This window comes from Micromonospora sp. NPDC007230, assembly GCF_042869115.1.
Classification (GTDB): domain Bacteria; phylum Actinomycetota; class Actinomycetes; order Mycobacteriales; family Micromonosporaceae; genus Micromonospora.
In genome coordinates this window covers 28,765-52,297 of record NZ_JBIAFE010000010.1, presented here as the reverse complement: position 1 = coordinate 52,297, position 23,533 = coordinate 28,765, and the positions used below count along the sequence as shown (strand labels likewise).

The following is a 23,533-nucleotide window of genomic DNA, read 5'->3' as shown; positions in this document are numbered from 1 at the left end:
CGCCGCCATATCAGCTATATGTGCAATAGCGCTTACCTCGACGCCGCCCGCCTTCGCGACTCCCTCATCGCCTGACACTGCAACGGTTCGGCAAAATCAATGGCATCTGCGCTACTTGAAGGCAGAGGAGGCACAGAAAATAACTCAAGGGGCCGGCGTCACTGTAGCTGTTCCCGACACAGGTGTGGCACCCCACCCAGACCTACAAAGGAACTTGCTTGTGGGCATGGAAACCACAGCAGGCAGTGCAGGTGATGGGCGCACCGACTCCGACGGTCATGGAACTGGCATGGCAGGCCTCATCGCTGCGCATGGCCAAAACGGCAATGCCGGCGCCTTGGGGGTAGCACCCGAAGCGAAGATACTTCCAATCCGCGGAAAAAACTCGAGTGAAGGCGGAGATACAGAAGACCTAGCAGCAGGCATCGAATTCGCCACAGCTCAAGGGGCCGATGTAATCAGCATTTCCGCCGTTGCTGGCGCAACCATCCGTCTACAACGAGCAATAAGGGCGGCCCTGCAAGCAAACATTGTAGTTGTCGCTGGCGCAGGAAACTTCCCCGCTGATCTCAACGTCGGCTATCCGGCTAGTGAGCCGGGCGTTATTGCCGTCGGGGGCGTCGACAGGAAGGGGAATCATGCGGCCATCTCGGTCACTGGTCCACAGATCGACGTGGCGGCCCCGGCGGAGGACATCTACAGCACCAGCATCAACGGCACGTATCGCGTGGGGACCGGCACTTCTGATGCGACAGCGATCGTTGCCGGGGCCGCTGCGCTCATCCGGTCCAAGTATCCCCACCTCCCCGCCGAGGAAGTCGCGCACCGGCTGACCGCCACCGCGATCGACAAGGGGCCGCCCGGCCGGGACGACGAGTACGGCTACGGCGTCATCGACCTGGTCGCGGCGCTCACGGCGGACGTACCCCCGCTGGGTTTCGGGTCGACGGCGGCGACCGCGCCCGTTCCGACCAGGGCGGCGCCGGAGGATGAGGGCGGGGACGGCGGCGCGACTGCGCGTGGCCTGGCGACGCTGGGCGTCCTGCTGGCGGCGGGCGGTGGCTATCTCGTGTGGCGGCGGCGTCGACGTGCCGACGACCCGCCACCGCGGATCAGCCGGTAGCGTCGCTCACGTGTCGACCTCCATGCCGCTGCGCCTCGTACTCGCCTCGCAGAGCCCTGCCCGCCGCAAGCTGCTCCAGGCTGCCGGGATCGAACCCGACGTGCTGGTCAGCGGCGTTGACGAGTCGCAGGTGGTCAGCGACCGGGCGGAGGAGCTGTGCCTGGAGTTGGCCCGGCTGAAGGCGCAGGCGGTGCGGGGCCGGTTGCGCGTCACGCCGGATGAGCGGACGCTGGTGCTCGGCTGCGACTCGGTGCTGGCGTTCGACGGGGAGATTCTGGGCAAGCCGGCGGACGCGGCGGACGCCACCCGCCGTTGGCAGCGGATGCGCGGGCGTAGCGGGGTGCTGCACACCGGGCACTGCCTGATCGACGTGCGCCACGGGTCGCGGGCGGAGGCGGTCGCGTCGACCACGGTGCACTTCGCGGACATCAGCGACGAGGAGATCGCCGCGTACGTGGCGACGGGCGAGCCGCTGGCGGTGGCCGGGGCGTTCACCATCGACGGGCTGGGCGGCGCGTTCCTGACCGGCATCGAGGGCGACCCGGGCACGGTGGTGGGGTTGAGCCTGCCGCTGCTGCGCAGTCTGCTCGGCGAACTGGAGCTGAGTGTCACCGACCTGTGGACGAAGGTCGCGCCTGGCGGCCAGGAGATCGAGCATCTCGGTTAACGTCCGGTCATGACCACCAAACCGCTGCCGCTCACTCCGGAACTTCACGCGTACCTCGTCGCGCACGGGTCGGCGCCGGACGAGATCGTCCGTGAACTGACCGAGGAGACCCGGGCTGCCCTGCCGGAGCAGGCCGGCATGCAGGTCGCGCCGGAGCAGGCCGCGTTCCTGACCTTCCTCACCCGACTGCTCGACGTGCGGCGGGCGGCGGAGGTGGGCACGTTCACCGGGCTGTCCGCGCTGGCGATCGCCCGCGGGCTCGCCGATGGCGGCCGGCTGACCTGCTTCGACATCTCCGAGGAGTACACCGGCATCGCCCGGCGGTACTGGGCGCGGGCCGGTGTGCAGGACCGGATCGACCTGCGGATCGGCCCGGCCGCGGACCGGCTGCGGGAGCTGCCCTGGGAGCGGCATCTCGACCTCGCGTTCATCGACGCGGACAAGGTCGGCTACCCGGTGTACTGGGACGAGCTGGTGCCCCGGATGCGGCCGGGCGGGGTCATCGCGGTGGACAACACCCTGCGCGGCGGCCGGGTGCTCGCCCCGGAGAATGCCGACGACCGGGCCATCGCCGCGTTCAACGACGAGATTCTGGCCGATGTCCGGGTCGACGTGGTCATGCTGCCCATCGCCGACGGCGTCAGCCTCGCCCGGGTGCGCTGAGACGCGACCCGCCGGATCGCCGAGCTGGCGGTGTCCCGACCCACCGGAAGCCGCCACCTCGGCGAACTGGACGCCTACCGTCGGGGCTCCCGTGGCGCATCGCCCCGCGATACCGCCACATCGGCGACGTGTGCCGGCGCACGCGAGGTCGGCGAAGTCGCGGTATCCACTGGCCCGCGATACCGCCATATCGGCGAACTGAGCCGGCGGCAGCGAGGGCGCCAGCGACGTGGGCCGACGCCGACGAGGGGCGGTCAGGCGGCGAGCGGCTGGGGGGTGGCGGCCGGGGCGCGCAGCGCCCGGCCGAGCCGCAGGGTGAGCAGCACGGCGGCGGCGATGAAGCCGGGCAGCAGCAGGAAGGCCAGGTGCGGTCCGATGCCGTCGGCCACCCAGCCGAGGGCGACCGGCGCGATCCCGAAGCCCACCCCCATCGAGTACGACGACCAGCCGGCCGCCTTGTCCGCGCCCGGCCCGGCGGCGGCGAGGGCGATGGAGAGCGCCAGCGGGTAGTGCAGGGCGTTGCCCAACCCGAGCACGACCAGGCCGGTGACCGCCAGCCAGCCGACCGGGGCGGACCAGAAGACGAGGAACCCGACCAGGGAGACGGCCAGCGCGGCGAGCAGCAGCGGCACCGGCGGCCAGCGCAGCGCGAACCGGCCGCCGACCACCCGGCCGACGAACATCCCGCAGACGATCGCGGCGACGGCCGCCGAGGCGCCGCCGGCGCCGAGCCCGGCGTGGGTACGCAGCACGTCGGCGGTCCAGAGCGACAGGCACACCTCGATCGAGCCGGTGACCGACATGAGCACCCAGGCGATCCAGTACGCCCGGGGCAGCCGGTGGGCCGCCCGGTCACCGGCACGTCCGTCCGGTGCGGCGGGAGCCGGGGCGACCAACGCAGGATCGGCCGCCGAGGAGGGCACAACCGGGTCGGCGGCGGCCGGGGCGGTCACGCCGACCGGGTCGGCGGCAGCCGCGGCGGCGGGGCCGTTCTTCGGCAGGCGTACCCGGAAGGTCAGGGCGGCGAGGGCGACCAGCGCGATCAGCCCGACCTCGACGGCCAGCACCGGCCGCCAGCCCAGACCGGCGTTCACGGTGGCACCGATGACCAGCGGGGCGAGGATGCCCATGCCGGCGCCGACGGCGTTGGCCTCGGTGAGCGCGGCGGGCGCCGCCGGCCCGTGGTGGGCGGTGAGCAGCACGCTGACCCCGCTGATCACCATCATGCCGAAGGTCGCGATCACCGCGACGGCGGCGAGGGTGGCGGGCAGTGGGCGCAGCAGCCCGAGGGCGGTGACGCCGGCCGCCACGCCGGCGAGGCCGAGCCAGGTGGCCCGGCCGCGGCCGAGGCGGCGGGCGGCCGGTGCGAAGAGGGCCCCGCCGAGGATCGCGCCGACGGCGATGCCGGTGCTGTGCAGGCCCGCGACGGCGGCGCTGGTGCCCTGTTCGTCACGGAGTAGCGGTACGACCGGGCCGAAGCCGTAGAGGAAGAAGCCCCAGAGCCCCAGCTGGGCATAGGTCAACCAGGTCGTCTTGTCACGGCTGAGGTGGGGCACTGGCCTTACGCTACGCGCGTCGGGCCGGCGCCCCACCTCTGGTGAGAGGCAGCTCTCGTCGGGTCAGCGGACGCTGCGGGCGAACTGCCGCGCGGCCCAGACCACCCCGGCGACGGCGAGCACCGCGATGATCGTCAGCCCCTGCCAGACCTTGTCGTTGCTCAGGTCACCGGCGAAGAGCGCGCGGACCCCGTCGACCGCCCACGAGAACGGGTTCCAGTTGGCGATGCCCTGGAGCCAGCCGGGGGCCAGGGCGAGCGGCAGCAGGATGCCGGAGAGCAGCAGCACCGGCTGGGCGACGGTGTTCATCAGCGGGGCGAGTGCGTCCTCGCTCTTGACCTTGAGCGCGACACCGTAGGAGACGGCCGAGGTCATCAGCGCGATCAGGGCCAGCATCAGGTATGCCAGCAGCAGGTAGCCGATGAAGACGCGCAGGTCGAACAGGAGCGCCAGCAGCGTGATGATGATCGCCTGCGCGATCAGCGAGACCACGTCCCGCAGCGAACGGCCGAGCAGCAGGGCGAGCCGGCTGACCGGGGTGACCCGGGAGCGTTCGATGACCCCGGCGCGCAGCTCGGCGATCAGGCCGAAGCCCTGGAACAGGCCGCCGAAGATGGCCAGCAGCACCAGCAGGCCGGGGACGAAGATCTTGTACGCCGCGGCCTGGGTCGGCGCGTTCAGCGCCGCCTTGAGCAGCGGGGCGAAGAGCAGCAGGTACATCACCGGCTGGAAGACGCCGACGAAGAGCCAGACCGGGTTGCGGAGCAGCAGCTGGAACTGGCGCTGGAAGATCAGCCAGGTGTCGCGGGCGAATTTCATGACAGCTTCTCCGGTTGGTCAGGACTCGCGCAGCGAGCGGCCGGTCTTGGTGAGGAAGACGTCGTCGAGGCTGGGGCGGTGCAGCTCGATGGAGCGCAGGTCCAGTCCGGCGCCGTCGAGGCGGCGCAGCACCTGCGGGATGGCGGTGGCCCCCTCGTCGACGTAGAGGCGCAGGCCACCCTCGTCGACGGTCTCCAGCTTGCTGACGTACGCCTCGGTGTCGAGCAGTTCGGCGGCGCGCGGGGTGGCCGCGGCGTCGAGGCCGACGAGCACCACCTCGCCGGAGATCTCCCGCTTCAGCTCGGCCGGGGTGCCCTCGGCGACCACCTCACCGTGGTCCATGATCGCGATCCGGTCGCAGAGCGCGTCCGCCTCGTCGAGGTAGTGCGTGGTGATGAAGACCGTCATCCCCTCGGCGCGCAGGCGGCGGATCTCGTCCCACATGTGCGCCCGGCTCTGCGGGTCCAGGCCGGTGGTCGGTTCGTCCAGGAAGACGATCTTCGGCTCGTGGATGATGCCGAGCGCGATCTCGACCCGCCGGCGCTGGCCGCCGGAGTAGGTCTTGCACTTGCGGTCCGCGTAGTCGCTGAGCTGGAAGGCGTCCAGGGCGCGGGCGGCGCGGCGGTGCGCCTCGGCCTTGCCGATGCCGTAGAGCCGGGCATGCAGCACCAGCTCCTCGCGGGCGGTGGACTCGTCCCAGGTGCTGCCGCCCTGGGCCACGTAGCCGATCCGGCGGCGCACCTCGGCCGGATCCTTGCGCAGGTCCGCCCCGGCGATGGTGGCCTCGCCACCGTCGGGCTCGATGAGAGTGGCGAGCATCCGCAGCGTGGTGGTCTTGCCGGCGCCGTTCGGGCCGAGGAAGCCGAAGATCTCCCCCTCGGCGACGTCGAGGTTGACGCCCCGAACCGCGTCCACGGTCTTCGTCTCGCGACCCGCGCGGGAGCGGAACGACTTCCGCAGCCCCCTGGTCTCGATCATCTCTGCTCCTGGTCGTCCGGGCCGGACGTGACCGGCCGCTGATCGTCCGCAGGGAGGACACACCACTCCCCGCGGTTCACGCCGACACTAACGCGATATAGCTCGCGTGGTCAACGTTGATTATTTCGCGTCTTCGTCCCGAGATGCGGCCCGGTCCTTCCACTCGGACCACTCCGCAGCCTGCTCAATGGAAGCGGGCAGGTACGACACTCCTGACTCGATCCGCTCGGCGATCCGCCCGCACCAGGCCATGTCGGCCTCGGCCCGAGCCAGCCACAGCTCGAACATCCAGCCGACGTGCACCGGCTTCGAGTTGCGCACCCAGTCCGACTCCAGCGAGGCACGCATCGACTCGATGCCGGCCCGGATCAGGTTCGCCCGGTTCCGCAGGGCCGCCGCCGCCTCGTCCCGCGGCATGGCCGGCAGGAAGGAGAAGGCCGCCACGAACGGATCCGGCACCTCGTGGAGCTGCCACCACTGCGCGCGCAGCAGGCTCTCGAACTCGTCCACCCCCTTGGCCGTCACCTCGTACGTGGTGCGGGCCGGACGAGCCCCGACCTGCTCGGTCGACACCGCGCGCAGCAGCCCCTCGTCGGTGAGCTTGCGCAGCGCGTGATAGATCGACCCCGGCTGCACGTTGGCCCACTTGTCCGCGCTCCAGCTCAGCAGCTCACGGCGTACGTCGTAGCCGTGCACCGGCTGCATCCACCTGACCAGACCCAGAATCATCATCCGCGTTGCCGACACCGGACAAGCGTAATAAGCAAATTTGACTAAGGCGCGGTGCGACAGTGCCGCATCCCACACTGAGCGATCGTTAGGGCCGCCAGGCCGGCCGATAAACTCCCGGCATCGACCTCCGGGGAGGAGCCACCAAGGTGCGCAAGGTACTCATCGCCAACCGCGGCGAGATCGCCGTACGCGTCATCCGCGCCTGCCGCGACGCCGGTCTGCGGAGCGTCGCCGTCTACGCGGACTCCGACCGGGACGCCCTGCACGCCACCCTCGCCGACGAGGCGTACGCCCTGGGCGGCGACACCGCGGCGGACAGCTACCTGCGCATCGACAAGCTGATCGACGTGGCGGCCCGGTCCGGCGCCGACGCGGTGCACCCCGGCTACGGCTTCCTCTCGGAGAACGCCGATTTCGCCCAGGCCGTCATCGACGCCGGGCTGACCTGGATCGGCCCGACCCCGCAGGCGATCCGCGACCTCGGTGACAAGGTGACCGCCCGGCACATCGCCCAGCGCGCCGGCGCGCCCCTGGTCCCCGGCACCCCGGACCCGGTCGGCAACGCCGACGAGGTGATGGCCTTCGCCGTCGACCACGGCCTGCCGGTCGCCATCAAGGCGGCCTTCGGTGGTGGCGGACGCGGCCTCAAGGTGGCCCGCACCATGGAGGAGATCCCGCACCTGTTCGAGTCGGCCACCCGCGAGGCGGTCGCCGCGTTCGGCCGGGGCGAGTGCTTCGTCGAGCGATACCTGGACCAGCCCCGCCACGTCGAGGCGCAGGTCCTCGCCGACCAGCACGGCAACGTGATCGTGGTGGGCACGCGTGACTGCTCGCTGCAGCGCCGGCACCAGAAGCTGGTCGAGGAGGCCCCCGCGCCGTTCCTCACCGAGGCGCAGCGCACCCAGATCCACACCAGCGCCAAGGCGATCTGCCGGGAGGCCGGCTACCACGGCGCCGGCACGGTGGAATACCTGGTCGGCGCCGACGGCACCATCTCCTTCCTGGAGGTCAACACCCGGCTCCAGGTCGAGCACCCGGTCACCGAGGAGACCGCCGGCATCGACCTGGTCCGCGAGCAGTTCCGCATCGCCGACGGTGAGAAGCTGCGCTTCACCGAGGATCCGACCCCGCGCGGGCACTCGATCGAGTTCCGGATCAACGGCGAGGACCCGGGCCGCAACTTCCTGCCCGCCCCGGGCACCATCACCGCGCTGCGGCTGCCGACCGGTCCGGGCGTCCGGGTGGACACCGGCATCTCGGCCGGCGACGTGATCGGCGGCAACTTCGACTCGCTGCTCGCCAAGGTGATCATCACGGGCGAGACGCGTGCCGAGGCGCTGGAGCGGGCCCGCCGGGCGCTGGACGAGATGGTGGTCGAGGGCATGGCCACCGCGCTGCCCTTCCACCGGCTGGTGGTCCGGGACGCGGCGTTCACCGCCGAGCCGTTCACCGTCCACACCCGGTGGATCGAGACCGAGTTCCACAACACGGTGCCGGCCTTCACCGCCCCCGCCGGCACTGTCGAGGGCCCGGCCGAGCGCGAGACCGTCGTGGTCGAGGTGGGTGGCAAGCGGCTGGAGGTCAGCCTCCCCGCCGGCCTCGGCGCGGGTACGGCCGCCGGCGCGCCCGCCGCGAAGAAGCCGGCCCGCCGGGGCGGTGGCGCCAAGGCCGGTGCGGCGGTCAGCGGCGACACTCTCGCCTCCCCCATGCAGGGCACCATCGTCAAGATCGCCGTGGCGGACGGGGACACCGTCGCCGAGGGCGACCTGGTCGTCGTGCTGGAGGCGATGAAGATGGAGCAGCCGCTGCACGCCCACAAGGCGGGCACGGTCAGCGGCCTTGCCGCCGAGGTGGGCGCGGTCATCACCGCCGGCGCCCCGATCTGCACCATCGCCTGAGCGGCAGGAGGGGCACGTCCTCAACGCGGGCCCCTCCTCGTCGCGCAGCCCGACCGGCTCAGCGGAGCGCGACGGCCGCCTCCGCGCGGACCGCGTCGGTCAGCGCGCCGAGCACGCGTGACTCCAGCCGCCAGTGCTGCCAGTACAGCGGCACGTCGACGTGCCGTCCCGGGTCGAGGTCGACGCAGGCGCCGTCGGCCAGGTCCGCCTCGGCCAAGCGCTCCGGGACCAGCCCCCAGGCGAGGCCGCGCCGGATCGTCTCGCTGAACGCGGGCACCGAGGGCACGTGGTGCACCGGCGGGTCGAGCTCCCGGCCGGTCACCGACCGCAGGAAGCGGTGCTGGACCTGGTCCTTGCGGTCGAAGACGAGCATCGGCGCCGCGGCCAACGCCTCGGCCGTCAGCCCGTCGGGAAACCAGCGGTCGACCAGCGCCGGGGCGGCGAGCGCCCGGTAGCGCATCGCGCCGAGCGGGCGTACCCGGCAGCCCTGGACCGGCTCCCGCTGGGCGGTCACCGCCGCCAGCACCGCACCGTCGCGCAGCAGCTCGGCGGTGTGGTCCTGGTCGTCCTGGCGTACGTCGAAGCAGACGGCCAGCTCGGCCGGCACCCGGGCCAGCGCGGGCACGAACCAGGTGGCCAGCGAGTCGGCGTTGACCACCACGGGGACCCGGATGGGCCCGGCCGTCCCGTCCACCGCCCCGCACGCCTCGGCGAGCGCCTCCCGTTCGAGCAGGGTCAACTGGACGGCCAGCCGGAGCAGCGGTTGGCCCGCGCCGGTCGCCTGGCAGGGGCGGCTGCGCCGGACCAGCACCTGCCCGACGACCTCCTCCAGCGCGCGGATCCGCTGGCTCACCGCCGACGGGGTGACGTGCAGGACGCGCGCCGCGCCCTCGAAGCTGCCCTCGCCGACCACTGCGGCCAGGGTGCGGAGTTGGGCGGTGTCGAGTCCTTCCATAAGACAAGCTTACGAAGCATCAGAAAGATTAGTTGGACTGCACTGGCGGCGTTCTCTAGCGTCGGACCCGTGCCTGACCTGCTCCCCTCCGCCGCCGCCGGGTTCTCCGTCTCACTCGCGCTGATCGTCGCCATCGGCGCGCAGAACGCCTTCGTGCTCCGTCAGGGGCTACGCCGGGAGCATGTGCTTCCCGTGGTGGTCGCCTGCGCCGCCTCGGACGCCCTGCTCATCGCGGCGGGCATCGCCGGTCTCGGCACGGCCGTGGCGGACCGGCCGGGGCTGCTGACCGCCATCCGCTGGACCGGGGCCGCCTTCCTGCTCGGGTACGCCGTCCTCGCCGCCCGCCGGGCGCTGCGCCCCGGCGCCCTCACCCCCACCGATCGCCCGCCGGCCACCCTCCGGGCGACCGTGCTGGCCTGCCTCGCCTTCACCTACCTCAACCCGCACGTCTACCTGGACACCGTGCTGCTCCTCGGCGGCGTGGCGCAGCAGTACGAGCAGCGCTGGGCGTTCGGCGGCGGCGCGGCGCTGGCCAGCGTGGTCTGGTTCACCGCGCTCGGCGGCGCGGCGCACCGACTGGCGCCGCTGCTCGCGCGTACCGCCGCCTGGCGGGTGCTGGACGGCGCGGTCGCCGTCGTGATGACCGTGATCGCCGCGGCGCTGCTGCTCGGCTGACCCCGCCACCCGGCCGACCGGGGTGTTTTCCGTGACCATCGCGGGCGGGGACGGGCGCTGGCGGGAATGATGTTCCGGTGCGGTTCCTTCATGGCGCGGTCCCCGCGCACGACCTGACCTACAACGACGTCTTCATGGCGCCCAACCGTTCCGAGGTGGGTTCCCGGCTGGACGTCGACCTGGCCACGGCCGACGGCACCGGCACCACCATTCCGCTGGTGGTGGCGAACATGACGGCGGTCGCCGGCCGGCGGATGGCCGAGACGGTGGCCCGGCGCGGCGCCATCGCGGTGATCCCCCAGGACATCCCGATCGAGGTGGTGGCCAACGTCGTCGCCTGGGTCAAGCAACGGCACCTGGTGCACGACACGGCGATCACGCTCGGCCCCACCGAGACCGTCGGCGACGCGATCCACCTGCTGCCGAAGCGCGCGCACGGGGCGGTGATCGTGGTCGACGAGGCCGGCCGCCCGGTCGGCGTGGTCACCGAGGCGGACACCGTGGGCGTCGACCGCTTCGCCCAGCTCCGGCACGTGATGTCGACCGAACTGCACACCGTGCCGGCCGACGCGGACCCGCGTACCGGTTTCGACCGGCTCTCCGCGGGCCGGCGCCGGCTCGCCCCGGTGGTGGACGCCGAGGGACGGCTGGTCGGCGTGCTGACCCGGCAGGGCGCGCTGCGCGCCACGCTCTACAAGCCGGCGGTGGACGACCGCGGCCGGCTGCGGATCGCGGCGGCGGTGGGGATCAACGGCGACGTGACCGGCAAGGCCGCCGCGCTGCTGGAGGCCGGGGTGGACACCCTCGTGGTGGACACCGCGCACGGCCACCAGGAGCGGATGATCTCCGCGCTGCGGGCGGTCCGCAAGCTCGACCCGGCGGTTCCCGTCGCGGCCGGCAACGTGGTCACCGCCGACGGCGTACGGGACCTGATCGAGGCGGGCGCCGACATCGTGAAGGTCGGCGTCGGACCGGGTGCGATGTGCACCACCCGGATGATGACCGGCGTCGGCCGGCCGCAGTTCTCGGCGGTGCTCGACTGCGCCGCGGCGGCGCGCAGGCTGGGCCGGCACGTCTGGGCCGACGGCGGCGTACGCCACCCGCGGGACGTGGCGCTGGCCCTGGCGGCGGGCGCCTCGAACGTGATGATCGGTTCCTGGTTCGCCGGCACCTACGAGTCCCCGGGCGACCTCTACACCGAAGCCGACGGCCGGCGCTACAAGGAGAGCTTCGGCATGGCGTCGGCCCGGGCGGTCAGCGCCCGGACCGGCGAGGACAGCGCGTACGACCGGGCCCGGAAGGCGATCTTCGAGGAGGGCATCTCCTCGGCCCGGATGTACCTCGACCCGGAGCGGCCGGGCGTGGAGGACCTGATCGACGAGATCATCTCCGGGGTCCGCAGCTCCTTCACCTACGCGGGCGCCCGCAACCTGGAGGAGTTTCACGAGCGCGCCCTGGTCGGCGTGCAGAGCGCCGCCGGCTACACCGAGGGCATGCCGCTGCCGACAAGCTGGTAACTCCCCTCGGATCCGCAGTTGATCAAGAGGTTGACGTCGCCGGAAGGCCACGGGCCGACGCAAACCTCTTGATCAACGACTGCGGGCCGCGCCTCCCGCCGGAGCATGTCTTGCCATTGCCAAGATGCGGGTCTCCGAAATTAGTTTGGGACCTGACGATCCGGGGGCTAATCTAGCGCCCGTGAACACGGGACCGATCGTCCGCTTCCCCGACGCGCTGCAGCACGCGCCGCTCGGCCGGCTGATCTCGATCGCCGGCCACGTGGTCGAGCAGCACTGGGGGCGCTACCTCGCCGAGCACCACGGGCTCACCTCCGCCGGCATGCGGGTGCTGCTCATCCTGCTCCGAGCCGGCGACAGCAGCCACCGGGAAATGGCCGAACGATGCTTCGTCCGACCGGCCACGCTCACCGGCATCGTCGACACGCTCGAACGCGACGGTTTCGTCACCCGGCAGCGGGACCCGAACGACCGGCGCAGCGTCCAGCTCACCCTGACCGACAAGGGCCGGAAGCAGGCCCTCGCCATCATCGACCTCATCCACAGCGACCGCCCGCTCACCTCGGTCGACGCCGACCCCGCGAAGAAGGCGGTGGTGCGGGAATTTCTCACGGAAATCATCACGACCATGTCCGATGGGGACCTTCGCCGGTTGAACCGGGACAGCGAACCCAACACCGAGAACCCATCGGGGAGCCATCCGTGCTGATCCGCCTGCTCCGCACGCACCTGCGCCCGTACCGGCGGTTGCTGGCCGCGGTGGTGGCGTTCCAGTTCGTCGGCACGATGGCTTCGCTCTACCTGCCGAGCCTCAACGCCGACATCATCGACCGTGGCGTGGCCCTGGGCGACACCGACCAGATCATGCGTACGGGCGGCTGGATGCTGCTCGTCAGCCTGCTCCAGATCGCCTGCTCGATCATCGCCGTGTATCTCGGCGCGAAGACCGCGATGGGGTTCGGCCGGGACGTCCGAGCCGGCATCTTCCGCCACGTCAACCGCTTCTCGGCCCGCGAGGTGGCCCGGTTCGGGGCCCCCTCGCTGATCACCCGGAACACCAACGACGTGCAGCAGGTGCAGATGCTCGTGCTGCTGAGCTGCACCATGCTGGTCGCCGCGCCGATCATGAGCGTCGGCGGCGTGGTCATGGCGCTGCGCGAGGACGTCGGGCTCTCCTGGCTGATGCTGGTCTGCGTGCCGGTCCTGGCGATCGCGCTGGGCCTGATCATCCGGCGGATGGTGCCGGGCTTCCGGCTCATGCAGACCCGGATCGACACGGTCAACCGGGTGCTGCGCGAGCAGATCAGCGGCATCCGGGTGGTCCGGGCATTTGTCCGCGAGCCGTACGAGACGAAGCGGTTCGGTACCGCGAACGCCGACCTCACCGCGACCGCCCTGCGCGTCGGCCGGCTCCAAGCGCTGATCTTCCCGGTGGTCATGCTGGTGCTGAACGTCTCCAGCGTCGCGGTGCTCTGGTTCGGCGCGGAGCGGGTCGACGCCGGGCAGATCCAGATCGGCGCGCTGACCGCCTTCCTGCAGTACCTCATGCAGATCCTGATGGCGGTCATGATGGCCACCTTCATGCTGATGATGGTGCCGCGCGCGGCGGTGTGCGCCGAGCGGATCGTCGAGGTGCTGGACACCGAATCGTCGGTGACGCCGCCGGCCGAGCCGATGCTCGCGATGACCAGGCCCGCCGAGCTGGAACTGCGCCGGGTCGGCTTCCAGTACCCGGGGGCGAGCGCGCCGGTGCTGCACGACGTCTCGTTCCGGGCCAGCCCCGGCCGGACCACGGCCATCATCGGATCCACCGGAGCCGGCAAGAGCACCCTGCTCTCGCTCATCCCCCGGCTGGTCGACCCCACCGACGGCGCGGTGCTGGTCGACGGGATGGACGTGCGGCTGATGGAACTGGACGAGGTGTGGCGCCGGATCGGGCTGGTGCCGCAGCGGCCTTACCTGTTCACCGGCACGGTCGCCAGCAACCTGCGGTACGGCAACCCGGACGCCACCGACGCCGAACTCTGGGCGGCACTGGAGATCGCCCAGGCCCGGGACTTCGTCGCGGAGATGCCGGGCGGGCTGGACGCGCCGATCGCGCAGGGCGGCACGAACGTCTCCGGCGGCCAGCGGCAGCGGCTGGCGATCGCCCGGGCGCTGGTCCGCAAGCCGGAGATCTACCTCTTCGACGACTCGTTCTCGGCGCTCGACCTCGGCACCGACGCCCGGCTGCGGGCCGCGCTGAAGCCGGTCACCGCGGACGCGGCGGTGGTGATCGTGGCCCAACGGGTCTCCACGATCGTCGACGCCGATCAGATCATCGTGCTCGAGGACGGGGGCGTCGTGGGCATGGGGCGACACGAGGAACTACTGCAAACCTGCCCGACCTACGCCGAGATCGTGGCGTCCCAGCAGACGGCGGAGGTGACGGCATGAGCGAGCGCAGCGAGCGACTCAGCCAGCTCAGTGCGACCGGTCATGGCGGCGCCGAGCGAAGCGAGGTGACGGCATGACCGCCGTACCCGAGCAGAAGCCGGCCGCCGGCGGCCAGGGACCCAATGGCCAGGGACCCAACGGGCAGGGCCCGGGCGGAATGGGCCCCGGCGGGGCCGGGCCTGGCGGGAAGGGCCCGGGCGGGCCGCCGAACCGGCTGCCCCCGGCGGGGCGGCGCCCCGGCGGCGGCCCGCCGTGGATGGGCGCCGCCATGCCGGCGGAGAAGTCGATGAACTTCGGGCCATCGGCCCGGCGGCTGCTGGGTCGCCTGCGGCCGCACCGCCTGCAGCTGGCCGCGATCATCACCCTGGCACTGGCGAGCGTCGGGGCGAGCGTGGTCGGTCCGAAGATCCTCGGCCACGCCACCGACCTGATCTTCAGCGGGGTGATGGGCCGCCAGATCCCCGCCAGCCTCACCACAGAGCAGGCGGTGGCCGCGGCCCGGGCGGCCGGCCACGACAACTACGCCGACATGCTGGCCCGGATGGACGTGGTGCCCGGGGCAGGCATCGACTTCACCGCGCTGGCCCGCACGCTCGCGCTGGCGCTCGCCCTCTACCTGGGCGCCAGCCTGCTGATGTGGTGGCAGGGCTGGCTGCTCAACGGGGTGGTGCAGCGGACCGTGCTGCGGCTGCGCGCCGACGTGGCGGAGAAGCTCAACCGGCTGCCGCTGCCCTACTTCGACCGGCAGCCCCGGGGCGAGCTGCTCAGTCGGGTCACCAATGACATCGACAACATCTCGCAGACCCTGTCGCAGACGCTCAGCCAGTTGCTCAGCGCACTGCTGACCGTGGTCGGCGTACTGGCGATGATGTTCTGGATCTCGCCGCTGCTGGCCCTGGTCGCCCTGGTCGCGGTGCCGCTGTCGGTGATCGTCACGCAGCAGATCGCCAAGCGCTCGCAGCGCAGGTTCATCGCCCAGTGGCAGCACACCGGTGAGCTGAACGGCCTGATCGAGGAGGCGTACACCGGTCACGAGCTGGTCAAGGTCTTCGGCCGGCAGCGCGAGGTGCAGGCCGACTTCGAGGCCAAGAACGACGAGCTGTTCAAAGCCAGCTTCGGGGCCCAGTTCATCTCCGGGATCATCATGCCGGCGATGATGTTCGTCGGGAACCTCAGCTACGTCGCGATCGCCGTGGTCGGCGGGCTGCGGGTGGCGTCCGGGTCGATGAGCCTCGGCGACGTGCAGGCGTTCATCCAGTACTCGCGGCAGTTCACCCAGCCGCTCACCCAGGTCGCCTCGATGGCGAACCTGCTCCAGTCCGGGGTGGCGTCCGCCGAACGGGTCTTCGAGGTGCTCGACGCCGAGGAGCAGGCCCCCGACCGGGCCCTACCGGCCCGGGTCACCGGCCGGGTCGAGTTCGAGCACGTCTCCTTCCGGTACGACCCGGACAAGCCGCTCATCGACGACCTGTCGCTGGTCGCCGAGCCCGGTCACACGGTGGCCATCGTCGGCCCGACCGGCGCCGGCAAGACCACCCTGGTCAACCTGATCATGCGGTTCTACGAGCTGGACGCCGGCCGGATCACCCTGGACGGGGTGGACATCAGCGCAATGCCCCGGGAGGAGCTGCGCAGCCGGATCGGCATGGTGCTCCAGGACACCTGGCTCTTCGGCGGCACCATCCGGGACAACATCGCGTACGGGCGGCCGGACGCCACCGAGGAGGAGATCCTGGCGGCGGCCCGGGCCACCTTCGTGGACCGGTTCGTCCGCAGCCTCCCCGACGGGTACGACACCGTGATCGACGAGGAGGGCAGCAACGTCAGCGCCGGTGAGAAGCAGCTCATCACCATCGCCCGGGCGTTCCTCGCCGAGCCGTCGCTGCTGATCCTGGACGAGGCGACCAGCTCGGTGGACACCCGGACGGAGGTGCTGCTCCAGCGGGCCATGGCGGCGCTGCGCTCGGACCGCACCAGCTTCGTCATCGCGCACCGGCTCTCCACCATCCGCGACGCGGACCTGATCCTGATGATGGAGAACGGCCGGATCGTCGAGCAGGGCGCGCACGACCAACTCCTCGCCGCCGACGGGGCGTACGCCCGGCTGTACCGGTCGCAGTTCAGCGGCGCTGCGGTCGACGACGAGGGGCCGGTCCCGGCCGGCGCGCCGGCCCGGAGCTGACGGTGGACGGATCAGCCGCCCCCGGTCCGGCCCCCGCCGCGAGGCGGGGGCCGGCCGGCCGGGCGTCAGGCCCCGGGCAGCAGATCGGCCGAGCGGGCGGCGACCACCCGCCCGATCAGCCCCAGCGCGTCGGGCACCGGCATCGCGTCGAGCCCGCGGCCGTCGCGCAGCCGCAGGGACAGCGACCCGTCGGCCGCCTCCCGGGGGCCGACCACCCCGAGGTACGGCACCTTCCGGCGGGCCGCGTCGCGGATCCGGGCACCCAGCGAGCCGGCGTGGTCGACCTCGACGCGGAGCCCGGCCGCCTCGGCCCGCCGGGCCAGGTCGCCGGCCGCGTCCGCCTGGCCGTCGTCCACCGGCAGCAGCACCAGTTGCACCGGCGCGTACCAGGCCGGGAAGGCGCCGGCGTGCACCTCGATCAGATACGCGAAGAGCCGTTCCATGCTGCCGACCAGGCTCCGGTGCACCATCACCGGCCGCTTGCGGCTGCCGTCCGCGTCGGTGTACGACAGGTCGAACCGCTCCGGCTTGTCGAAGTCGAGCTGGATGGTGGAGATGGTCGACTCCCGGCCGGCCGCGTCGACGACCTGGATGTCGATCTTCGGACCGTAGAAGGCCGCCTCGCCGGGCCCCTCGGTGAAGTCCACCCCGTCGAGCGCGGCGCGGAGCAACTCCTCGGCCCGCGCCCACTGGGCGTCGTCGCCGACGTACTTCTCCCCCGGCCCGCGCAGCGACAGCCGGAACCCGGCCGGCCGGACGCCGAGCGCGGCGTGCGCCTCGCCGATCAGCCGCAGGATCTCGCGTACCTCGTCGCCGACCTGGTCCAGGGCGCAGAAGTTGTGCGCGTCGTTGAGCGAGATGGCGCGGACCCGGGAGAGCCCGCCGAGCACCCCGGAGCGCTCCGCCCGGTACATCCCGCCCAGCTCGGCGACGCGCAGCGGCAACTCCCGGTAGGAACGACCCCGTGCCCGGAAGACCAGCGCGTGGTGCGGGCAGAGCGCCGGCCGGAGCACGAACTCGTCGTCGGCGGACAGCCGCATCGGGGGGAACATGTCGTCGGCGAAGTAGCCGAGATGCCCGGACAGCTCGAACAGCTCCCGTTTGCCCAGCGGCGGGGAGTAGACGTGCTGGTAGCCGGCCCGGCGCTCCAGGTCCCGCACGTACTCCTCGACCGCGTGCCGGGCGGCGGCGCCGGCCGGCAGCCAGATGGGCAGCCCGGCCCCCGACAGGGGATCGGAGACGAACAGCTCCAGCTCCCGGCCGAGTCTGCGGTGGTCGATCATGTCGCTCTCCTTGATCGGGTACGACCCGGAGGCGAGCTGGCCCGGAACGCCGCGAGGCCCCGGGGCGGTTCGCCCCGGGGCCTCGTCGACGGATACGTCAGTGCGGCGCGCCGGGGATTCCCGGCGTCGTGGTCACCACCGCGCTGCGCATGCGGCGACCGTACGCGCGACGGGTCGGTTCGCGCACCCGGATTTCGCGCCTGCGGGGACCGGGCGGTGGTGGCGAGGCGCGATGCGGCCCCGCCAGTCCGTGCCACGCGAGCTCTGCGGGGAGCGGGAGCGGGTCGCCGGCACGGGACCTGCCGGCGACCCGCGACGGCCCGGACGCCGGAAACGGGGGATCCGACGTCCACGCGGCCGCGTCCCGACAACGGTACGCCGATGACCGCCGATCCGCCGCCCGCACGGGTGGCCGGCGCCACGCCAGGGAAGCGTCACATTCGCCGGCCCAGAATCGTTGTCCACGGGTGGCCCTGTCGTGTCAGGGGTCACCACCGGCCCGGGCACCCCGGGGTGACGCGGGACATGCCGTCAGGCTCGGTGCGATCGAACGGGGGAATCCGGCGAGGTGGCGGTCTTGCCCGAACTCATCGCTGACGTCGCGTCGCCGACGTGGGCGTACGCCGTGCTGTTGGGGTTGCTGATCGCCGACGCTTTCGTGCCGGTCGTGCCGACCCAGGTCGTCATGATCACCACCGGCGCGCTGACCGTCTACGGCGGGCTCAGCCTGCCGCTCACCATCGCCGTCGGCGCGCTCGGCGTCATCGCCGGCGATCTCGCCTGCTACCTGCTCGGCCGGACCGCACCGGACCGCCGGGCGCCCCGACACGCGACGCCCAGCCGGGCCCGCCGGGCCGTCGCCCGGGCCACCCGCGGGCTGCGCGAGCCGGGACCACTGGTGATCCTGCTCTGCCGCTTCGTACCGGGCGGCCGGATGGCCACCTGCTTCTCGGCCGGGCGCAGCCGCTACCCGTACCGCCTCTTCCTGCTCTACGAGACCTTGGCGGCGACGGGCTGGGCGACGTACGGCAGCCTGGTCGGGCATCTGGGCGGCCGGGCGCTGACCGAATCGGCGTGGCGGCTCGTGGTGATCGGCGGGGTGGCGGCGGCCGGGTTCGCGGCGGCCGGCTGGGCGATGAGCGCGATCAGCGCCCGCCACACCCGTACCGAGCCCAACGCGGAGGTCCGGGTCGGGGTCGAGGTTTCGGCCGACTGATCGGCATATCAGCGATCTGGCGGTGTCCTGAACACCGGATACCGCAAAGTCGCCGATATGTGGGGCCTCTAGGGGACGACCCGGGGGCGGAAGTGGGTGGCCGCCCCGGATCCATTTCGGACCGGTTCGGCGACAGGCTGGGGCATGCTCGAAAACCGGAGACGCGCCCTGTTGGCCCTCGGCGGGATCGCCCTGGCGGCGGTGCTCGCCGTACTCGGTCACCTCGAGGTGAACGACGATCTGAGCCCCTGGTCGCTGACCGTCAGCGACTTCGCCGTCTCCGACCGGGGCGGCGCCATCGACGTGGCCATGGCGGTGCTCGCCGCCGCGACGGCGGTGCTGATCCCGGCCCTCTGGCGTACCGGATCGGGGGCGGACCCCGGCGGGTCGCGGCGAGCGGGTGGCGGACGGGCGCCGACCGGCGGCGGGGCACCCGCCTGGCCGGGACGGCGGCCGCAGGTGGCCGGGATGCTGCTGTCCGCCTGGACCGCCGGCCTGGTCACCTCCGCCGTGGTACCCACCAACGAGCCCGGCCTGCCCATGGACACCGCGGCCTACCTGCACCGGTACGCCTCGGTGGTCGCCTTCCTCGCCCTGCCGGTCGCCGGCTGGCTGCTCGCCGGGCACCTGGGCGGTCGCGCCGCCGGCTGGCTGCGCGTGCTCACCCTGGCCAGCCTGCTGCTGGCCGGGGCGATGATCTGGTCCGCCTACCCGGGCGAGCGGATGCTGATCGGGCTCGCCGAGCGTCTGCTCATCGTCGCCGAGGTCGCCCTGCTCAGCGTGGTCGCGGTGGCACTGGCCCGCCGACCGGCCGGTCGCGTCGCCGAGGCCGTCCCGGAAACGGCGGCGGCGCCCATGCCCTTGACCTCAAGGGAGCTTCAACTCTTAGCGTCCGATTGACGGGTCGACGGCGACCGGTCGGACGAGGAGGCGGAGATGATCCTGGTGACGGGGGCGACCGGCACAGTCGGCCGGGAGGTGGTGTCGCTGCTGCTCGCGCGGGGCGAACAGGTCCGGGCGGTGAGCCGCGACCCGTCCCGGGCGGACCTGCCGGCCGGGGTCGAGGTGGTGGCCGCCGACCTCGGCGACCCCGCCTCGCTCACGCCCCACCTGACCGGCGTCGAGGCGGTCTTCCTGATCTGGCCGTTCACCGACCCGGCCGTGGCCCAGCGGGCCGCCCCCGAGGTCGCCCGGACGATCGCCGAGCACGCGTCCCGGATCGTCTACCTCTCCGCCCCGGGCGCCGCCGACCAGCCGGCGTCGTTCTGGGCGCAGGTCGAACGGGCGGTCGAGGCGTCCGGCGCGGCATGGACCTTCCTCCGGCCGGTCGGCTTCGCCGCCAACACCCTGATGTGGGCCGACCAGATCCGCGCCGGCGACGTGGTGCGCTGGCCGTACGGGGGCGCGGCCCGGTCACTGATCCACGAGCGGGACCTGGCCGAGGTGGCCGTGGCGGCGTTGACCTCGGACGGCCACGCCGGCGCGCGGTACCTGCTCAGCGGTCCGGCGACGCTGACCCAGGAGGACCAGGTACGCGCCATCGGCCGGGCGGTCGGCCGGGAGCTGCGCTGGTCGGAGATGCCGGTCGGCGAGGCACGGCAGATGCTCTCCGCCGCCTTCGGCGACCCGGCCTTCGCCGACGCCGCGCTGGCCGGCTGGGCCGCCTTCGTCGCCCGCCCCGAACAGGTCACCGACACGGTACGGCGGCTGACCGGCCACCCCGCCCGCACGTACGCCGAGTGGGCCGCCGACCACGCCGCCGCCTTCCGCTGATGCGCCCTCGGCCGGTCGCCCCGGCCGAGGACGCGGCGGGTCACTCCAGTTCGTGCAGCATGAGCTGACGGGCCGCCTCGGTGATCGAGCCCGACAGCGAGGGATAGATGGTGATGGTCTGGGCCAGCTCGTTGACGGTGAGGTTGTTCTCCACCGCCATGGTGATCGGCAGGATCAGTTCGCTGGCCTTCGGCGCCACCACCACGCCGCCGATCACCTGGCCGCTGGCCGGGCGGCAGAAGAGCTTGACGAAGCCGTCGGCGAGGTCGTCCATCTTCGCCCGGGCGTTGCCGGCGAGCGGCAGCATCACCTGGCGGGCCGGGACCTTGCCGGCGTCCACCTCGTTCTGCGAGACGCCGACGGTGGCCAACTCCGGGTCGGTGAAGACGTTCGCGGCGACGGTACGCAGCCGCAGCGGGCGGACCGCCTCACCGAGCGCGTGCCACATGGCGATCCGGCCCTGCATGGCGGCGACGCTGGCCAGCGGCAGCACCCCGGTGCAGTCACCGGCGGCGTAGATGCCGGGCACATTGGTCCGGGAGACCCGGTCGACGGTGACGTAGCCGCCCCGGGCCAGCTCGACGCCGTACTCGGCGAGGCCCAGGTTGGCGGTGTTGGGCACCGAGCCGACCGCGATCAACGCGTGGCTGCCGGACACCTTGCGGCCGTCGGAGAGCTCGACCTCCACGCCGTCGCCGCTCCGGCGAACCGCCTCGGCACGCGAGTTGTTGAGGATGCTCATGCCCCGGTTGCGGAACACCCGCTCGATCGCCATCGCCGCGTCGGCGTCCTCGTGCGGCATGACCCGGTCCCGGCTGGAGACCAGGGTGACCTTGACGCCCATCGCCAGGTAGGCGCTGGCGAACTCGGCGCCGGTCACGCCGGAGCCGACCACGATCAGGTGCTCCGGCAGGTCCGGCAGGTCGTACACCTGGCGCCAGGTCAGGATGCGCTCGCCGTCAGGGACGGCGGTGGGGAGCTGGCGCGGCGTGGCGCCGGTGGCGATCAGGACGGTGGACGCCGCGATCGAGTACTCCTCGTCACCGTCGGCCGGGGTGACGATCACCCGGTGGGTGTGACCGAGCGTGTCCTCGCCCAGCCGGGCGGTGCCGGCGACGAACTCCACCCCGGCCTTGACCAGCTTGGCGTGGATGTCGGCGGACTGGGCCAGGGCGAGCCGCTTCACCCGCTCGTGCACCGCCCGGGCGTCGACGGTGACCGCCTCCAGCCCGTCCGAGTGCACCCCGAACTCCTCGGTGTCCCGGTAGCCGGTCACCACCTCCGAGCTGGCGATGAAGGTCTTCGACGGGACGCAGTCGGAGAGCACGCAGGCGCCTCCGGCCCCCTCCGCCTCGACCACGGTGACATCAGCGTCCAGCTGGGCGGCGACCAGCGCCGCCTCGTACCCGGCCGGTCCCCCGCCGATGATCACGATCTGGCTCACAGCGCTCGCCCCTCGTCCGTGCTCACAGTGACTTTCTTCTCCCCATCGCGCTCGACACGCACCGTCGTATTCTCCCCCACCCGCCGACCGGGCTATCGTCATCGCCGTGCGTCTGTACGCCGCTTACGGCTCAAACCTGGACCCCGCCCGCATGCGCGCCTACTGCCCGCATTCGCCGATGGTGGGTACCGGCTGGCTGGAGGGGTGGCGGCTCACCTTCGCGGGCGAGGGCGTCATCGGCTGGGAGGGCTCGGTCAGCACGGTGGTCGAGTCCCCGGGTGACCGGGTCTTCGTGGCGCTCTACGACATCCACCCGTACGACGCCGCGCAGCTCGACGAGATCGAGGGCGTGACCGCGGGCACATACCGGAAGCTCACCGTCCGCGTCTCCACGCTGGACGGGGACGTGACCGCGTGGGTCTACGTCTTCGACGGCTACGAGGGCGGCCTGCCGACATCGTGGTATCTGTCGGAGATCGCGAACGCGGCGGAGAAGGCGGGCGCGCCGGACGACTACGTCACCGAGCTGCGGTCCCGCCCCACCGGCACCGCGTCGGCCTAGAGGCTCTCCCACGCGTCCAGTCTCCCCCGGCCGGTGCCCCGGCCGGCCGGCGACCCCGGAGCGCGGGTCGCGTGTCACACACCCGTGGCGGTGACCGTGCGCTCGTACATGTCGGTCCAGCGCACCTCATTGAGCCCCACCGAGCGGTAGAGGGTCACCGGGGTGGTCGGGTTGGCCAGGTCGACGCCGAGCCCGGCGGACGCCCGGCCCTTCGCGGCATACGTGGCGAAGGCCCGGCGCAGCAGCGCCGCGCCCACCCCGCGCCGCCGGTACGCGGGCAGCACCGACAGCGTGCGTACCCAGCCCATGTCGTGCTCCAAGGCCTGGTCGGAGGACTGGAGGGCGCCGGCCGGCGCCCCGTCGACCTCGGCGACGAACCACTCGTCCCAGACCTTGCCGTACGACGGGATCTGCTCCCGCCACGCCTCGAAGCCGAGCGGCTCGTAGTCGGGGGTGTCCCGGAACGCGGTGTCGAAGATCCGATGGAACAGCCGCAGGTCGGCCTCGTCGCCGGCGCGCAGCGGGCGGACGGTCACCCCGGCCGGCGGGGCCGGCTCGGCGGGCAGGTCGGCGAGGGGGCGGGTCATCCGGATGTACCGCTTGACCCGGGTGAAGCCGGCCTCGACCAGATCGGCCGCCCAGCGCGTCTCCGGGGCGAAGACACCGGTGCGAACAGTCAGGGCGTGCAGGCCGCGCTCGGCGGCCCGCTCGGCGACCCGGTCGAGCAGCCGGGCCAGCAGCGGGGCGCGCAGGTCGGCTCCGCGCTCGGGGTCCACGAGGACGTCCACCCACTCCCGACCCACCCCGGTCGGGTTGGCCAGGATCGCCCAGGCGACGGCGGCGCCGTCCGGGTCGGTGACCAGCCACGAGTCCCGGGCCGGGTCGACGAAGGGGGCGGTCAGCGCGGACTCGACGTCCTCGGCGTCGAAGTCCGGGTAGCCGATCGCGAAGGTGTCGGCGGCGTGCACCACCTTCAGGATCGCGGGCACGTCGTCGAGGGTGGGGCGGCGGGCGGCCCAGCCGGCGGGGAGCGTCACGCCGCTGATCCTGGCAG

At 72.4% G+C, this 23,533-nt stretch carries 21 protein-coding genes; 13 read left to right on the top strand and 8 right to left on the bottom strand.

Annotated elements, in window-relative coordinates; genetic code table 11:
• Window positions 1–7: 7 nt before the first annotated feature.
• The 3 genes from mycP to ACFYML_RS16115 are packed head-to-tail and all read left to right on the top strand — an operon-like array spanning window position 8 to window position 2,453.
• Window positions 8–1,123, top strand: coding sequence for a type VII secretion-associated serine protease mycosin (mycP, locus tag ACFYML_RS16125; protein WP_387421522.1), 1,116 nt, complete (start codon window positions 8–10; stop codon window positions 1,121–1,123).
• A 10-nt stretch (window positions 1,124–1,133) separates the two neighbouring features.
• Window positions 1,134–1,790, top strand: coding sequence for a Maf family protein (locus ACFYML_RS16120; RefSeq protein WP_387421357.1), 657 nt, complete (start codon window positions 1,134–1,136; stop codon window positions 1,788–1,790).
• A 9-nt stretch (window positions 1,791–1,799) separates the two neighbouring features.
• Window positions 1,800–2,453, top strand: a complete 654-nt coding sequence (locus tag ACFYML_RS16115) for an O-methyltransferase (RefSeq protein WP_387421355.1) — start codon at window positions 1,800–1,802, stop codon at window positions 2,451–2,453.
• 254 nt (window positions 2,454–2,707) lie between these two features.
• Here the strand turns inward: ACFYML_RS16115 and ACFYML_RS16110 are convergent, their stop codons facing one another.
• The 4 genes from ACFYML_RS16110 to ACFYML_RS16095 form a co-directional block, all read right to left on the bottom strand.
• Window positions 2,708–4,009, bottom strand: a complete 1,302-nt coding sequence (locus ACFYML_RS16110; RefSeq protein WP_387421354.1) for an MFS transporter — start codon at window positions 4,007–4,009, stop codon at window positions 2,708–2,710.
• Between the two features lie 63 nt (window positions 4,010–4,072).
• Complete coding sequence (locus tag ACFYML_RS16105) at window positions 4,073–4,828, bottom strand: ABC transporter permease (protein WP_073839888.1); 756 nt, start codon at window positions 4,826–4,828, stop codon at window positions 4,073–4,075.
• An 18-nt stretch (window positions 4,829–4,846) separates the two neighbouring features.
• Window positions 4,847–5,806, bottom strand: a complete 960-nt coding sequence (locus tag ACFYML_RS16100) for an ATP-binding cassette domain-containing protein (RefSeq protein WP_387421353.1) — start codon at window positions 5,804–5,806, stop codon at window positions 4,847–4,849.
• Between the two features lie 120 nt (window positions 5,807–5,926).
• A complete protein-coding gene (locus ACFYML_RS16095; RefSeq protein ID WP_387421521.1) occupies window positions 5,927–6,538 on the bottom strand; it encodes a PadR family transcriptional regulator in 612 nt (203 codons plus the stop codon).
• 146 nt (window positions 6,539–6,684) lie between these two features.
• Between ACFYML_RS16095 and ACFYML_RS16090 the strand changes: the two genes are divergently transcribed.
• Window positions 6,685–8,436, top strand: coding sequence for an acetyl/propionyl/methylcrotonyl-CoA carboxylase subunit alpha (locus ACFYML_RS16090; protein WP_387421352.1), 1,752 nt, complete (start codon window positions 6,685–6,687; stop codon window positions 8,434–8,436).
• A gap of 58 nt (window positions 8,437–8,494) precedes the next feature.
• Here ACFYML_RS16090 and ACFYML_RS16085 read toward each other — a convergent pair whose 3' ends face one another.
• On the bottom strand, window positions 8,495–9,391 hold the full coding sequence (locus ACFYML_RS16085; protein WP_387421351.1) for a LysR family transcriptional regulator ArgP: 897 nt from the start codon (window positions 9,389–9,391) through the stop codon (window positions 8,495–8,497).
• 78 nt (window positions 9,392–9,469) lie between these two features.
• Here ACFYML_RS16085 and ACFYML_RS16080 point away from each other — a divergent pair, with 78 nt between their 5' ends.
• From ACFYML_RS16080 to ACFYML_RS16060, 5 genes are all read left to right on the top strand, one after another.
• On the top strand, window positions 9,470–10,066 hold the full coding sequence (locus ACFYML_RS16080; protein WP_387421520.1) for a LysE/ArgO family amino acid transporter: 597 nt from the start codon (window positions 9,470–9,472) through the stop codon (window positions 10,064–10,066).
• A 77-nt stretch (window positions 10,067–10,143) separates the two neighbouring features.
• Window positions 10,144–11,583: a GuaB1 family IMP dehydrogenase-related protein gene (locus tag ACFYML_RS16075; RefSeq protein WP_387421350.1), complete on the top strand. Its 1,440-nt coding sequence runs from the start codon at window positions 10,144–10,146 to the stop codon at window positions 11,581–11,583.
• Between the two features lie 181 nt (window positions 11,584–11,764).
• Window positions 11,765–12,292 (top strand): MarR family winged helix-turn-helix transcriptional regulator, encoded by a 528-nt coding sequence (locus ACFYML_RS16070; protein ID WP_387421349.1) that lies wholly within the window; start codon window positions 11,765–11,767, stop codon window positions 12,290–12,292.
• Window positions 12,286–14,019, top strand: a complete 1,734-nt coding sequence (locus tag ACFYML_RS16065; RefSeq protein WP_387421348.1) for an ABC transporter ATP-binding protein — start codon at window positions 12,286–12,288, stop codon at window positions 14,017–14,019. The genes ACFYML_RS16070 and ACFYML_RS16065 overlap by 7 nt, the downstream gene beginning before the upstream one ends.
• Window positions 14,020–14,275: 256 nt before the next feature.
• A complete protein-coding gene (locus ACFYML_RS16060; RefSeq protein ID WP_387421519.1) occupies window positions 14,276–16,201 on the top strand; it encodes an ABC transporter ATP-binding protein in 1,926 nt (641 codons plus the stop codon).
• Between the two features lie 65 nt (window positions 16,202–16,266).
• Here the strand turns inward: ACFYML_RS16060 and thrS are convergent, their stop codons facing one another.
• Entirely contained in the window at window positions 16,267–17,499 is a 1,233-nt protein-coding gene (thrS, locus tag ACFYML_RS16055) for a threonine--tRNA ligase (protein ID WP_387421518.1), read from the bottom strand.
• A 553-nt stretch (window positions 17,500–18,052) separates the two neighbouring features.
• Here thrS and ACFYML_RS16050 point away from each other — a divergent pair.
• The 3 genes from ACFYML_RS16050 (at window position 18,053) to ACFYML_RS16040 (ending at window position 20,473) form a co-directional block, all read left to right on the top strand.
• Window positions 18,053–18,700, top strand: a complete 648-nt coding sequence (locus tag ACFYML_RS16050) for a DedA family protein (protein ID WP_387421347.1) — start codon at window positions 18,053–18,055, stop codon at window positions 18,698–18,700.
• 144 nt (window positions 18,701–18,844) lie between these two features.
• Window positions 18,845–19,600, top strand: a complete 756-nt coding sequence (locus ACFYML_RS16045) for a DUF998 domain-containing protein (protein ID WP_387421346.1) — start codon at window positions 18,845–18,847, stop codon at window positions 19,598–19,600.
• A gap of 36 nt (window positions 19,601–19,636) precedes the next feature.
• Entirely contained in the window at window positions 19,637–20,473 is an 837-nt protein-coding gene (locus ACFYML_RS16040; RefSeq protein ID WP_387421345.1) for an SDR family oxidoreductase, read from the top strand.
• Window positions 20,474–20,513: 40 nt separating this feature from the next.
• Here ACFYML_RS16040 and ACFYML_RS16035 read toward each other — a convergent pair whose 3' ends face one another.
• Window positions 20,514–21,917 carry an NAD(P)H-quinone dehydrogenase gene (locus tag ACFYML_RS16035; protein ID WP_387421344.1) on the bottom strand — a complete coding sequence of 468 codons (1,404 nt, stop codon included), beginning with the start codon at window positions 21,915–21,917 and terminating at the stop codon, window positions 20,514–20,516.
• 106 nt (window positions 21,918–22,023) lie between these two features.
• Between ACFYML_RS16035 and ACFYML_RS16030 the strand changes: the two genes are divergently transcribed.
• Window positions 22,024–22,479: a gamma-glutamylcyclotransferase gene (locus tag ACFYML_RS16030; protein ID WP_357437637.1), complete on the top strand. Its 456-nt coding sequence runs from the start codon at window positions 22,024–22,026 to the stop codon at window positions 22,477–22,479.
• Window positions 22,480–22,553: 74 nt separating this feature from the next.
• Here the strand turns inward: ACFYML_RS16030 and ACFYML_RS16025 are convergent, their stop codons facing one another.
• Window positions 22,554–23,516: a GNAT family N-acetyltransferase gene (locus ACFYML_RS16025; protein ID WP_387421343.1), complete on the bottom strand. Its 963-nt coding sequence runs from the start codon at window positions 23,514–23,516 to the stop codon at window positions 22,554–22,556.
• Between the last annotated feature and the right edge of the window lie 17 nt (window positions 23,517–23,533).

What these genes read in the sequence shown, in the direction of transcription:
- ACFYML_RS16115 (WP_387421355.1), top strand. Translation starts at nt 1,800, where the DNA reads ATGACCACCAAACCGCTGCCGCTCACTCCGGAACTTCACGCGTACCTC.
- ACFYML_RS16105 (WP_073839888.1), bottom strand. Translation starts at nt 4,828, where the DNA reads ATGAAATTCGCCCGCGACACCTGGCTGATCTTCCAGCGCCAGTTCCAG.
- ACFYML_RS16100 (WP_387421353.1), bottom strand. Translation starts at nt 5,806, where the DNA reads ATGATCGAGACCAGGGGGCTGCGGAAGTCGTTCCGCTCCCGCGCGGGT.
- ACFYML_RS16095 (WP_387421521.1), bottom strand. Translation starts at nt 6,538, where the DNA reads ATGATGATTCTGGGTCTGGTCAGGTGGATGCAGCCGGTGCACGGCTAC.
- ACFYML_RS16085 (WP_387421351.1), bottom strand. Translation starts at nt 9,391, where the DNA reads ATGGAAGGACTCGACACCGCCCAACTCCGCACCCTGGCCGCAGTGGTC.
- ACFYML_RS16060 (WP_387421519.1), top strand. Translation starts at nt 14,276, where the DNA reads ATGGGCGCCGCCATGCCGGCGGAGAAGTCGATGAACTTCGGGCCATCG.
- ACFYML_RS16045 (WP_387421346.1), top strand. Translation starts at nt 18,845, where the DNA reads ATGCTCGAAAACCGGAGACGCGCCCTGTTGGCCCTCGGCGGGATCGCC.
- ACFYML_RS16040 (WP_387421345.1), top strand. Translation starts at nt 19,637, where the DNA reads ATGATCCTGGTGACGGGGGCGACCGGCACAGTCGGCCGGGAGGTGGTG.